The following is a 12,522-nucleotide window of genomic DNA, read 5'->3' on the forward strand; positions in this document are numbered from 1 at the left end:
GTCCTTCCCTCAGTGCAGGATGAAGCCGGTGCCGGCGGGCATGGCGCCGCTGCGCAGGCGCGCGGCCGGACCCATCGCGGCGAGGCTGGGCGGGATCACGGTGGCGGGGCCGGTGCCGCTGGCGCGCTGGCGCATCAGCAGCAGGCGATCGACATCGCCGGCGGGTACGAAGCCGTCGGTGGGAACGCGGATCCGGTCGGGCGATCCCACCGGCGAGACCAGGTACGGCGTCACTACGATCACCAGTTCCGACTGGCCACGCTTGAACAGGTCGGACTTGAACAGCGCGCCGACTACCGGGATCTCGCCCAGATAAGGCAGGCCACGACCGTTCATGTTGGTGTTGTTGCTGAGCAGCCCGGCGACGGCGAAGCTCTCGCCCGAGCCCAGCTCCACCGTGGTGTCGGCGCGGCGCACGGTCAGTGCCGGGATGGTGACAGTGGAGGAGCCGAGCAGGCTGACGCCGATCGGCAGCGACACCGCGCCGACATCGGTCAGCTCGCTGACCTCCGGACGCACGTGCAGGCTGATGCGGCCGTCCGAGAGCACCGTGGGCACGAAGGCCAGTGACACGCCGTACTGCTTGAACTGCACGGAGATGCTGTTGTTCTGGCTGGAAACCGGGATCGGAAATTCGCCGCCAGCGAGGAAGCTCGCGCTTTCGCCGCTGCGCGCCGTCAGGTTGGGCTCGGCCAGCATGGTGATGAGCTGGTCCTGGGCGAGCAGGTCGAGGATGGTATCGAGCGAAGTGGTGCCGTCGTTGTAGCCGATGCCGATGCCGTTCGGCGCGTTGCTGGTCTGGCTGAGACCGCCGACGACGCTGGCCGCCGCGGCGAAATAGCGGCTGCCGGTGATGCCGTTAGAGAGATAGGTCCAGTTGAAGCCGAGCTGGCGTGTGATGCTGCGCGAGATTTCGGCGATGCGCACGCGCAGCATCACCTGCACCGAGGACGTGACGCTGGTGCGGTTGTCGACGGTTTGCTTCTCGCCGACATAGCGGCGGGCGATGGCGGCGGCCTGCTCGGCCTGGGCCGGGGTGGCGGCGGCGCCGCTGACGGTGATGCCGTCCGGGGTGGGGGCGAAGCGTAGCTGGTTGCCGGGCATGGCGGTGCGTGCCGCGCCGCCGGCGGCACTGGCGCCGTAGGAGGAGGGGCCGACAACGACGTCGTACTGGCCCAGCACGTTGCCGCCGGCGTCGAGGGCGGCGATGGTGGTGCGGCCGACGCCGACGCCGAAGATGAAGATGCTGTTGTTGCTGGCTGGCCGGACCTCGGCGACCTTCGGGTCGGAGGCGAACAGGTTGGCGATGGCGCCGCCGGTGCGCAGCACGCGGCCGCCGCCGACCTCGATGGCGACGGTGCTGGCGGCGGCGGCATGGGCGGCGGGGGCCTGGGCCGAGGCGGGGTGAATGCCCGGCGTGCAGGCCAGCAGCACGGTGGCGAGCAGGGCGTAGCGCGGGGGGCGCATCAGAACTTCACCTCCTCGGTTTCCTTGGTGCCGTGGTGCACGCGGATGGTCCCGCCGGCGCGCCCCGGCCCACGGTCGCGTAGCGCCGGGGAGACGTCCCCGCTCCAGGCGATCGGATGCGACGAAGTGGCGGCGAGGTTGTCAGCCGGCGCGTCGTCGGCGGCGGAGCGCACCACCAGCGAGAGCTTGCCCAGCCGGGTGGCGACAGCGATGCGCTCGGCGTCGAAGGGCGCGGCTTCCAGCGTGACGGTGCGGGTGCTGGCGTTGGCATTGGCCGCGGCGGCGGTTGCGCCCTGGACCAGTTGCTGGTCGACGGCGATCACCCGTACATTGGTCAGCACGGTCTCACCAGCGACGCGGCGGTCGAGCGGCTGGTCCTTGTCGTCCAGCGCCTGGGTCAGCACCAGGTCGACGCGGTCGCCCGGCCAGATCAGGCCGGCGGTGCCGCTGACCATGTCGACACCCACGGTGACCGCACGCATGCCGGCGCCGAGCACCGCGGCGAGGAAGCCGCGGTCGCCGGGGTTCAGCACGTCGCCGGCGATGACCGGCTCGCCGGCGGCGAAGCTGCGGCGCACCATGGCGCCGCGCAGCACGGCCCTGCTGGCGACGCTGTCGGTGAAGCTGCCCGCCGGTTCCTGGCCGACGACGATGTCGGTGGCGCCGATGTCGTCCGGCGCCAGCAGGCTGCCGGCGTGCAACGGGCGGGCGGCGGTGAGGATGCGCGCCGAGGCCGGCGGCGCCGGTGAGGCGGGCGCGGCGACGGTGGCCGGCGGAGCGGGCGGCGGCTTCTGCCCGGTGAAGAACAGCAGGCCGGCGCCGCCGAGCCCGAGGGCCGCCAGCAAGCCGGCGAGAATGCGCAAGAGCATGGCGGTCTACCCCGATAAGGTGTGAACAAGGAGTGGCAGGCTGCCCGCGGCGATGGCGACGCCGTACGGGATGGCGCCGCGTTGATAGATCCGCCACGCTTCGGCCTTAAGCAGGCGGGAGGGCAGGCCGTGGCGCCGACCGGGAGGTGGCCGTCGCACCACCGCTGAGAGCGCCAGATAGACCAGTGCCACCACACCGCCGGCCAGTGCCATGGACAGCAGGAAGGTGGGGATGTCGTGCGGCGGCAACGCCAGGGCAGCGGCAGGAATGAGCTTCATGTCGCCGCCGCCGACATAGCCGCGCAGCCAGAGGCAGCCGAACAGGGCCAGGAGCAAGACAGCGATGCCGAGGTTCATGGCCAAGTTACCATCCTGCGCACGCAGGAGCAGGCCGGCAATGGCCAGGGCCGCTGGGATCCAGTTCGGAATGGTCCGGGTAGCGGTATCGTGCAGGGCGGCGGCAAGCAGCAGGCCGACGCTGGTGCACGTGACGCCGAGAAAAAACGTTTCTTGCACGTTCAATGAACCGGTCCACGCAATTCAGGCATGATGGAATGCATAAGATTATTAATTGCAAAACTATGCGTTCCATCATGCTGTTGTGGTGGTGAGCTATTTATTGCGGGGTGTTTGTTTTGATAATGCCGGCAATCTTGGTGAACATCGCAGCCAAATCGGTGCCGAGCAATGTTACGGCGGTAATAATGGCAACTGCGATCAGCGAGGCGATCAGGCCGTATTCGAGGGCGGTGACGCCGCGACGGTCGATGCGGAAGTTGCGCAGCTTCGCGATAAGGGCGTTCGACATTGGGTGTATCTCCTGCAAAGAGTGGATCGACATTGGATCTACCAAGAAACGACGCAGTTATATTTTCAAAATGAAAATACAAAAGTGCCTTTTGCTGGTTGCGGGTAGCCCTGTCGATGTCGAAATTAATGATGTCTCGTTACGCTTCGGTCAAGAAACCCTTAACCGCAAAACGAACACATCTTCGAGAAAATCCCCTTACGATTGATATTGTGCGCGATCGCATGCGTTGCCCTTGTATTTTGATTTTATAACAAGGGCGTGAGTGGCAAATGCTTTCCACCATTTCTGCGGCGCCATGCCGGTGAAATGAATTATTCAAAAATGTAACAAAATGTAATTTTCATGAAATTCTGCACAAACGCTTTTAATAATATTAAAGCTTTATTTAAGAATTCGGAATTAAATACAATAAATGCCCTCGTCCATTCCGTGATCCTGAGCTGAATTGATGGCCGCACGATGCACCGGCCGCAACGGCGCGGAAGGCGGCGCCGACACGGGGCGCGACCGTGCCTCGCTTGTCGGTGGATCGGACAGGGCCAGGCCCGGCCTCGCATGCCCCGTGCTCAAACCACGGGTTGCATCCTTGCAACTTGCCATCAGGACGTGTCCGCCGCTGCCGCCATCGACAGGCAGCCATGCGGCGGCGGTGGGGGGGGATCAGCCGGGCGACACGGCGACGGCGTGCGTGCAGTCGCTCAGCGGACAGCCGATCCGCCCGTACCAGAAATCGGCCTCGGCCACGGCTTCTTGCTGGCTCGGTCGCCAGCCATGGAACTGCTTTCCCACTACGGGACAGTGCACGTGGTAGCGCCATCCGCCATAGGGGTCGGGTTCGACGAAGACGCTCGAGCAGGAGAAGCGGTTTTCGGACATGACAACACCAGATTAACTACGTTGTTCTACGTAGTCCAGATGCCGGCTGCCGGAGGCGGAACGGCCGCTCATTGCGCCTGCAATGCCCGCTCTGTATGGAAGGCCGGTACGCCGGTGGCGGAATAATCGAACGGACGCGACTGCGATGAACGGCCCCTGGGTGCGCCTGCTGCTGGTTGCCGCCGTCGCCGCGCTGCCGCTGATCTTGTTCCATGTCTTCACCGAAATCCAGATGCAGCAGGTCCGCCGGCAACTGACCCGGGACGAGGCGCTGCATCTGCTGCAACTGGCCAGCTTCGAGCAACAGCGCATCCTCGATGGCATGGAGCAGGTCCTCGCAGTGCTCGGCGGCACGGCGGCCGTGCAGGAAGCGGCTTCCGGCCCGTGCCAGCGCGCGCTGGCGAACCTGCTGCGCCAGGCCCCGCGCTACACCCATGTTGCCGTCATGGGCCTGGACGGGCGCGTGCGCTGCGCCGCCCCCGTGGACGAACCCGGCCGTGACCTGTCCGGGCGTTCCCATGTGCGCCATGCCCTGCAGACCGGCGGCTTCGTCGTTGGCGAAGGCATGACCGACCGGGTCTCCGGCGGGGCGGGCCTGCACGCGGCCATGGGGCTGCGGGATCGCAACGGCACCGTCACCGGTGTCATGGAACTGGCGCTCGATCCCGAATGGTTGCGTCAGCAACTGGAAAAACTGCCCTTGCCGCCGCGCGCGGCCACGCTGATCGCCGACCGCAATGGCACGATCCTGGCGCGCCACCCCCAGGGCGCCCGCCCCGGCGGCACCGCGCTTCCCGCCGGAGAGCGTTTCCTGCTCGAAGGCAAGGACGTCCGGCTGGCCACCACCCGCAATCCGGACGGCCGCCCGGTGCTGGCGGCCTATTCGCCGCCCGGGGCCGATCCGCAGGGAGTGCTGGTGGAGATCGCGCTGGAGCGGAGCGGGGTCCTTGCCGTGCTCGACGGAACCAACCGCCTCGGCATGGCGCTGATGCTGCTTGCCGGCGCCGGGGTCGCGCTCGGGGGGCTGGTGCTGGGCGGCGGGCGGTCGTCGCGTCCCGTGCTGCCCGGCTGGATCCGCCCGCGCTGGGGACGCGACGCGGCCGAGGATCCGGTGCAGCGCCGGCTGACCGAGCTCACCGCCAGCGAGGCCGGCTACCGCGCCTTCTTCGAGCACGCCGAGGACAGCCTGGTCGAGGTCGAGGTGATCCCCGACGGGCGTTTCCTCTGCCGCAACATCAACCCCCATGCCGAGAAGATCATGGGCTTCAGCGCCGCCGCCGTCCGTGGCAAGACGGCCCCGCAGATCCTCGGCCCCAAGGCGGGCGGGCGCATCGAGGCGGCGCTACGGCGCTGCGTCGCCGAGGGCCTGCTGCGCTACGAGGAAACCTGGGCGACGGTGATCGGCACGCGCGTCACCGACACCTTCATGGTGCCGCTGTGCGACGGCGGCGACGGGCGGGTCACCCGCGTGCTGTGCAGCATGCGCGACATTACCGATCACCGCGACCTCGAACACCAGCTCGCCGAGGCGCAGAAGATGCAGGCGCTCGGCCGGCTCGCCGGTGGCATCGCGCATGACTTCAACAATATCCTGCAGGCGGTGCAGACCAGCACCATGCTGATCGAGCGCCACACCACCGACACCACCATGGTGCGGGAATGCGCGGGCCTCATCGCCACCTCGTCCGAGCGCGGCGTCGCCATCGTCCGCCGCCTGCTCACCTTCGCCCGGCGCGGCCAGCTTTCCAGCGAATGGATCGATCCCGCCACCCTGCTCGACGGGCTGCGCGACATCCTGGCGCACACGCTCGCCGGGTCCCTGACCATCCACATCGCGGTGCCGGCGGGCCTGCCCGCGCTGTTGGCCGACCGCAACCAGTTGGAGACCGTGCTGATCAACCTGGCCGTGAATGCCCGGGATGCGATGCCGGACGGTGGCATGCTGACGCTCGGCGCGGCGATGGAGACGGTGACGGAAGGCGCCATCCGCCCCGTCAAGCTGGAAGCAGGGGCCTATGTGCGGCTCACCGTCAGCGACACCGGCAGCGGCATGGACAGCGCGACGCTGGCGCAGGCCTGCGAGCCCTTCTTCACCACCAAGCCGGTCGAGCGCGGCACCGGCCTTGGCCTGGCCATGGCCCGTGGCTTCGCCGAGCAATCGGGCGGCGCGCTGGCGATCGAGAGCGCGCCGGGGCAGGGCACCACGGTGACGCTCTGGCTGCCGGCGGCGGAGCGGGAAGCCACGCCGGCGCGTGTGCCGCACGAGGGCCAGGCGGCGTCGCTGGATGGCGGCAGCGGGCGCGTGCTGCTGGTGGATGACGAGGTCGCGGTGGTGAAGGCGCTGACCTTCGGCCTGCGCTCGGCCGGTTTCGAGGTGCTGGCAACCGAGGGCGGTGCCGCGGCCCTGGCGCTGCTGGACGCGGGCGAGGCGGTTGACCTGTTGGTGTCCGACCTGTTCATGCCCGGCATGAGCGGTCTCACGCTGATCGAGGAAACCCGGGCCCGCCGGCCCGGCCTGCCGGCGATCCTGCTGACCGGCTATGTCGATAACGACGTCGAACTGGCCATGAATGGCGCCCTGAGCGGCAGCTTTTCGCTGCTGCGCAAGCCGGTCAAGATCCCGCAACTGGTCGGGCGGATCGAGGCGGTGCTGGCACGGCGCGGCAGCCCTCCGGCCTGAAGGGCCGCCCGCCGCCGGGGCGCTATCGCGTCATGCGGGCCGGCGTCGCCTGGGCCTGGCGGAAGAAGGTCTGCAGGGCGGCGGTGATGCCGATGGAGTCGGAAGCGACGATGTAGTGGCTCTTCGACGAGGCGCAGCTTTGCAGGTTGCCGGAAACCACGCCGGTTTCGACGAACTTCATGTCGTTGTCGAGGTAGTAGGGGTTCATCAGCGCGTAGTAGGGCGTATAGAGCACGAAGATCGTGTAGCCCTTGTCCTTGAGTTTCTGGCAGGCGCTGACACTGATGCCGCCCATGGCGCGGCTGGCGGGATCGTGCAGCCCATCGGTGATCAGGAACAGCACGCGGTTCGGCGTTGCCGCGGAGGCGCCGTTGCACGGGGTTGTCGTCGTGCAGGACGGCAGGGCCGTGGCGAGCGTGTTCAGGGTCGTGGTGAAGTCGGTGTCGCCGCCGTTCGGGCCGATATAGGGCTGGATGCCGGTCTCGGGCTGGCCCACCGCGGTGGGGGGCGCGCCGACGGCCTGCATCGCGGCGCTCCAGTCATAGCCGAAGGTGAAGGCCTTGTTGTCGGGATCCGCCGGGTAGACATGCGGTTTCAGCACGTCGTTGGCAAAGGCGGAGATGTTGACACGCAGGTTATGCACGGGCAGTTCGTTGTCGTGCATGGTCTGCAGCAGGCTCCTGACCGCCGACTTGACCAGGTCGAAGCGCAGCGTGACGTTGTTGGCACGCGCGATGCCGAGATGGTCCTGCGCCTTGCTTGAAGCGTTGCTGCCTTCGTCGAAATGGCAGGCAAAGGCGCAGGGGGCCCCCGCCCTGGGCCGTATCTGCTTGGTTTCCAACGTCCTGCACGTTCCATCGTTCCACTGCTTGGTGCAGGTCGTGACGGTTTCCAGGGGCAGGTTGGGGCAGGCGGGGCCGAGATTGCCGCCGGTCGCGAACAGGCTCGAGGGCGTGGTCAGAGGATTGGTGATCGGGCAGTTCAGCCCGCCGGCGTTCGACGGGTTGTAGGTGTTCGCCGAGGTGCGGCAGGCGTATTCGCTGTAGTCATGGGCATCGAGATACCTGACCTTGCCGGCATTCTTGGCGTTCTGCCAGTACGTGGTGCCGTTCTGCGAGATGCTGGACACGCTGCCCGAATCGCTGCGGGTCGGGTACCAGGCATTGGCAAGGGAGCAGGCGGTGGCCTGCATCAGCGTCTTGATGTCGTCGGGAGAGGCGCCGATTTCCATGGAGCCGGTGTTGTCGAGCAGGATCATCACGTTCAGGTAGGCATCGGAAAGGTCGAGGCCGGAGCCGACCGTATTGCCGATCGACCATTGCTTCGGGATGCCCAGGATGCCGCCGAGTGGCAGGGTGTAGTCGGCGCTGTAGGTGACCGTGGCGGTGAATTTGCCGTCGGTTTGCGAGACGCTGACCTGTGGCACGATGTTGCTGACATAGGGAATGCTGCCCGACTGTGCCAGGAACCGGTTCGTGCCGTCCTGCCTGGCGGTCGGGAAGTCGCTGACGAACGGGTTCTTCTCGTAGGTTTCCTTGGCGGACATCACCGTGGTCAGGACCGCGGCGTCGGCTGCCGTGTCGAGCCGTGCCCTGGCGTAGATGACGCCGGAAAAGCTGATGGCGAGGGCGACGAACAGCAGGATCGTGACGACGGCCAGGCCGAAGATGATGGCAACGGCTCCTTTCCTGTCCCGGCCAAGGCGTCCGATCGTTGCAAATCTGTCCATCATCCGTGTCTTTCACTCCGCCCGCGCTATCGGATCCGCCGGGCAGAGCTACGCACCGCGAATGCTGCAGCTTCAATTCAATTGCTGTTCAGTAACGGATGCGCTGGCAGTCGCCGAGATCATGCCGGCGGCCAGGATGCAGCAAAATGGCTGGGTTTCAGGAAGAGTTCGGACGATGCCCCCGCGCTGCCGGTCAGGCGGACACCTCACCGTGAGCGGCGTGATCGTCACGTTGTGCCGCGCAGCGGGAATGGGATCCAAGGGCCTTGTGGCCCTTGGCAGGTCCAGGGCGGAGCCCTGGCCTTGCTTCCTTACTTTCTGTGTCGTCAGGCGGCCTGGGGGGATGCCAGCATGCGCTGCAGCGCTGCGAGGGCAGTGGCGTCGGGTTCGAAGCGCAGCCGGACGGTGGTGCCGTCGGCGGCGAGGACGATGGCGGGCAGGGGGGCGCCGAGTGCATCCATCTGGAAGCTGGCGCGTGTGCCGGGGGTGATGCGGGCGGGATGCAGCAGGCGGGCGCCGCCGAGCGAAAGATCGGCGAGGCGGACCGTCTGTGCCGTTTCCCCGGGCAGGCTGAGGCGGGCCGGCATGTTGGTTGGCTGGCGCGGGGTGTGGCGGCGGTCGACTTCGGCGGTGGCGGTGCGCACCGCGCGGATGACGGAGTGGCGGAGGTCCTGCATCGCCGCTGCCAGCGCGCCGGCGTTCTCCTGCACGGCGCTGGCGCTGCGGTCGGTTTGGGTGGCTTCGGCGGAGACCTCGGCGGCGCGGCTGGACATGGCGTTGGTGGCGCTGGCGGCGTTGGTGACGTTGCGGGCGATCTCGGTGGTGGCGGCGCCCTGTTGCTCGACGGCGGCGGCGATCGAGCCGGCGATGCCCTCGACCTCGCGGATGGTCTGTTCGATGCTGCGCACGGCGGCCATGGCGGCGTCGCTGGCGGTGCGGACGGCGGTGATCTGGCCGGTGATCTCGCCGGTGGCGCGGGCGGTCTGCAGGGCCAGTTGCTTGACTTCGCTGGCCACCACGGCGAAGCCCCGCCCTGCCTCGCCGGCGCGGGCGGCTTCGATGGTGGCGTTCAGGGCCAGCAGGTTGGTCTTGCCGGCGATGTCGGTGATGAGGCCGGCGATGGCGCCGATGCGTTCGACGGTGCCGTTGAGGGTTTCCATGGTGCCGCGGGTGGTGTCGCCGGCCTTGACGGCGCGGGCCACCACGGAGGTGGACTGGGCTACCTGCTGGCTGATTTCGTGGATCGAGGCGGAGAGCTGTTCGGCGGCGGCGGCGACGGTCTGGGTGATGCTGAGGGTTTCGCTGGCGGAGGCGGCGGCGCTGTCGGCGGCGGCGCCGGTGCGGGCGGCGGAGGCCTGCATCTCGCCGGCGGTGTCGGTCATGACGGTGACGCGGCGGCCGATTTCAGTGAGCGCGGTGGAGGTTTCGGCCTCAATGGTGTCGGCCATGCGGGTGAGGGCGGCGGTTTTTTCGGCGGTGGCGGCCTGGCGTTGCTGGTCCTGCTCGGCGGCGAGGCGTTCGGCGCGTTGCAGGCCCTGCTGGAAGACCAGCAGGGCGGCGGCCATTTCGCCGACCTCGTCGCGGCGTTCGGTGCCGGGGACGGTGACGGCGAGGTCGTTGCCGGCCAGCCGGCGCATCGCCTGCTTCAGCCCGAGCAGGGATCGGGTGATGTCGCGGCTGACCAGCCAGGCGGCGAGCAGGGCCAGCAGCAGGATGGTGCCGCCGACCGCCCCCATGCCGAGCAGTGCCGCCCGGAAATCGGCGTCCAGGTCATCGGTGTAGGCGCCGGCGGAGATGATCATGTCCCAGGCCGGGAACCTGGCGATCGCCACCACCTTGCGGATTGGGGTGGTCTGGCCTGGGCGGGGGAACATGTAGTCGGCCACGCCTTCCTCGGTGGAGCGCACTGCCTCGATGATCACCTTCGCCGAGGTTGGCTTGCCTTCCAGTGCCGGGTTGACGCCGTGCATGACGACATTGCCGGTGCGGTCCTCGATGATCGAGATATAGCCTTCCCCGTCGTCGAAGCGGATGGCGCGGATGTCGCGGTGCAGCAGCTCGTAGGCCTGCGCGCGGGTGAGTTCCTGTGCCGCCACCCGGGCGTCGAGGGCGCGGGCGATGGCGACGGTGGCATGCACCGTCGCCCGCAGCTTGTCGACGCGGCCGTCATACATACGTTGGTACAGCGTGGCGGCGCTCATGGCGGCGATGGCAATGGCCGCCGTGATCGCGAGGCCCACCAGCAGGGCCAGTTTCACCGGAAGCCTGAGGCGATGGAGCGCCATGGTCCTGTGTCTTCGATCGAATGGATTTAATTATTATTTGGCATAATTACATAAAACTGTAAACGGAAATTTACTTTCGACTTCAAATAAAGTGAAAATTCGAAATTAAATATTGTCACGATACAGGTATGGTTTATCCAGTGTGATCGTGGATTGTATGATATCAAAATCGCAACTATTTTTGCGATTTGGAACAATATCGTGACAGTATTATGCAAGTGGTGATGCGGGGTGGTCGCATAAACCGGCTTATTCAAGCTGTCGTCATGCCGGGTTGCTCTCAATCTGTTGATGTTGAACCGACAAATTTGCCGAGTATTATTCATTGTCCTTAAGGAATTTTTCACAAATGGAATTTCGATAACGTGCCATGGCCAATGGGCGTCATCCGGAATCCGCGGCGTTGGCAGGGCTGGATCACAAGCGGGGATCGCTGACTGTATTTCTTTCAATATTTCTTTTATGGCCGGCGCTTTGGAACGGCTACCCGTTGGTGTTTTCCGATACCGGAACCTATATTTCCCAGATGCTCGAGTATCATCTCGGCTGGGATCGGCCTGTCTTCTACAGCATGTTCCTGCTTGCGTCGCACTGGACGCTGACAACGTGGATTTCGATTTTCGTCCAGGGCGTCCTTGTCGTCTCGACGCTGGATCTGGCGCGGCGGACCATCGGCGGTGCCCACGACGGCCGTGGCTTCCTGGCCATCCTGCTGGTGCTGGCCATCGCCACCGGCCTGCCCTGGTGTGCCGCCCAGATCATGCCGGACGTCTTCACCGGCCTGCTGCCGCTGCTGCTGGCCATGCTGGTGCTGGTGCCGGAGCGCCTGGGCCCGGCGGGGCGATGGTGGGTGACGCTGTTCGGGGCCTTCGTCGTTGCCGTGCACCAGTCGAACCTGCCCCTCTGCCTCGCCCTGTTGGGCGTGCTGCTGCCGCTGCGGCGGCGCCTCGGCGCGACGGGGCCGCTCGGGCCGGGCGAGCGCCTGCGCATCGGCTTGGTGCCCGCGCTCGCGGTGGCGGCGCTGCTGGCGATGAACCTCGCGGGGCATGGCAGGCTGTCGCTCTCCCCCTACGGCAATGTCTTCCTGCTGGCGCGGGTGATCTATGACGGGCCGGGCCTGCGCACCCTGCAGCGCGACTGCCCCGATGCCGGCTGGCGGCTCTGTGCGACGCTCGACCGGCCGATGCCGCTGCTGTCCGACGATTTCCTCTGGGCCGCCGACAGCCCGCTCGCGCGCGCCGGCGGGGCGGTCGCGGTTTCGGCGGAGGCCGACGCGATCATCCTGCGCAGCCTGCGCGCCGAGCCGGGGGCGGTCATCGCCGCTGCCGCCGGCAACACCGTGCGGCAACTGGCCAGCTTCCGCACCGGCGACGGGCTCGAACCATGGCCCGCGACGGTCACGCCGGTGGTGCTGCGCAACTTCCCCCGCTTCGAGCGCACGGCCTACCTGAATTCCCAGCAGACGCAGGGGCGGCTCGTGGTGCCCGAGGCGCTGGGGGTGTTGCACCAGGCCGCCGCCCTGCTCGGGATCGCCGCCACGCTGCTGGGCGGGATCCTCGCGGCGCGGCGCGGCCATCCGGCGGCCGGGCTGTGCCTGGCCGTGCTGGTCGGCGTGCTGGTCAACGCCGCCGTCACCGGGGCGCTCTCCGCCCCGCATGACCGGTACGAAAGCCGCATGGCATGGCTCACTTTGTTCGCCCCCATGCTCGGCCTGGCCCTGCTGTGGCGCCGCTCCGGCACCGGCCTTGCCCCTTTGTTCCTGCAGGCCGCATCCGAGGCGCCAACCCGGGTGGGCCCGTCCTGAT

General features: G+C 67.2%; 9 protein-coding genes. 2 read left to right on the forward strand and 7 right to left on the reverse strand.

Annotated features, from left to right (window positions below; all coding sequences use genetic code 11):
* Positions 1 to 9: 9 nt before the first annotated feature.
* The 5 genes from NBY65_RS16010 to NBY65_RS16030 all read right to left on the reverse strand — a co-directional run bounded on the left by NBY65_RS16010 (position 10) and on the right by NBY65_RS16030 (position 4,023).
* On the reverse strand, positions 10 to 1,467 hold the full coding sequence (locus NBY65_RS16010) for a type II and III secretion system protein family protein (RefSeq protein WP_150039280.1): 1,458 nt from the start codon (positions 1,465 to 1,467) through the stop codon (positions 10 to 12).
* Positions 1,467 to 2,336 carry a Flp pilus assembly protein CpaB gene (gene cpaB / locus NBY65_RS16015; protein ID WP_150039281.1) on the reverse strand — a complete coding sequence of 290 codons (870 nt, stop codon included), beginning with the start codon at positions 2,334 to 2,336 and terminating at the stop codon, positions 1,467 to 1,469. Before cpaB ends, NBY65_RS16010 begins: the two co-directional genes overlap by 1 nt.
* A gap of 6 nt (positions 2,337 to 2,342) precedes the next feature.
* Entirely contained in the window at positions 2,343 to 2,852 is a 510-nt protein-coding gene (locus tag NBY65_RS16020) for an A24 family peptidase (RefSeq protein WP_162530415.1), read from the reverse strand.
* A gap of 100 nt (positions 2,853 to 2,952) precedes the next feature.
* Entirely contained in the window at positions 2,953 to 3,144 is a 192-nt protein-coding gene (locus NBY65_RS16025; RefSeq protein ID WP_150039283.1) for a Flp family type IVb pilin, read from the reverse strand.
* Positions 3,145 to 3,807: 663 nt separating this feature from the next.
* The gene (locus NBY65_RS16030) at positions 3,808 to 4,023 is read right to left on the reverse strand and encodes a hypothetical protein (protein WP_150039284.1); all 216 of its coding nucleotides are present in this window, start codon (positions 4,021 to 4,023) and stop codon (positions 3,808 to 3,810) included.
* A 145-nt stretch (positions 4,024 to 4,168) separates the two neighbouring features.
* On the opposite strand from NBY65_RS16030, the gene NBY65_RS16035 reads away from it, so the two are divergent.
* On the forward strand, positions 4,169 to 6,703 hold the full coding sequence (locus NBY65_RS16035; RefSeq protein WP_150039285.1) for an ATP-binding protein: 2,535 nt from the start codon (positions 4,169 to 4,171) through the stop codon (positions 6,701 to 6,703).
* Between the two features lie 22 nt (positions 6,704 to 6,725).
* On the opposite strand, the gene NBY65_RS16040 is transcribed toward NBY65_RS16035, so the two are convergent.
* Together NBY65_RS16040 and NBY65_RS33815 are read right to left on the reverse strand one after the other, a co-directional pair.
* Positions 6,726 to 8,435 carry a TadE/TadG family type IV pilus assembly protein gene (locus NBY65_RS16040; RefSeq protein WP_150039286.1) on the reverse strand — a complete coding sequence of 570 codons (1,710 nt, stop codon included), beginning with the start codon at positions 8,433 to 8,435 and terminating at the stop codon, positions 6,726 to 6,728.
* Between the two features lie 323 nt (positions 8,436 to 8,758).
* The gene (locus NBY65_RS33815; RefSeq protein ID WP_150039287.1) at positions 8,759 to 10,717 is read right to left on the reverse strand and encodes a methyl-accepting chemotaxis protein; all 1,959 of its coding nucleotides are present in this window, start codon (positions 10,715 to 10,717) and stop codon (positions 8,759 to 8,761) included.
* A 490-nt stretch (positions 10,718 to 11,207) separates the two neighbouring features.
* Here NBY65_RS33815 and NBY65_RS16055 point away from each other — a divergent pair, with 490 nt between their 5' ends.
* Positions 11,208 to 12,521 (forward strand): hypothetical protein, encoded by a 1,314-nt coding sequence (locus NBY65_RS16055; RefSeq protein WP_150039288.1) that lies wholly within the window; start codon positions 11,208 to 11,210, stop codon positions 12,519 to 12,521.
* Position 12,522: the final 1 nt, after the last annotated feature.

The sequence above is a fragment of the Rhodovastum atsumiense genome (assembly GCF_937425535.1).
Taxonomy (GTDB): domain Bacteria; phylum Pseudomonadota; class Alphaproteobacteria; order Acetobacterales; family Acetobacteraceae; genus Rhodovastum; species Rhodovastum atsumiense.

Coding starts and splice junctions, on each gene's coding strand:
- NBY65_RS16010 (WP_150039280.1), bottom strand. CDS start 1,467: ATGCGCCCCCCGCGCTACGCCCTGCTCGCCACCGTGCTGCTGGCCTGC.
- cpaB (WP_150039281.1), bottom strand. CDS start 2,336: ATGCTCTTGCGCATTCTCGCCGGCTTGCTGGCGGCCCTCGGGCTCGGC.
- NBY65_RS16025 (WP_150039283.1), bottom strand. CDS start 3,144: ATGTCGAACGCCCTTATCGCGAAGCTGCGCAACTTCCGCATCGACCGT.
- NBY65_RS16030 (WP_150039284.1), bottom strand. CDS start 4,023: ATGTCCGAAAACCGCTTCTCCTGCTCGAGCGTCTTCGTCGAACCCGAC.
- NBY65_RS16035 (WP_150039285.1), top strand. CDS start 4,169: ATGAACGGCCCCTGGGTGCGCCTGCTGCTGGTTGCCGCCGTCGCCGCG.
- NBY65_RS16040 (WP_150039286.1), bottom strand. CDS start 8,435: ATGATGGACAGATTTGCAACGATCGGACGCCTTGGCCGGGACAGGAAA.
- NBY65_RS33815 (WP_150039287.1), bottom strand. CDS start 10,717: ATGGCGCTCCATCGCCTCAGGCTTCCGGTGAAACTGGCCCTGCTGGTG.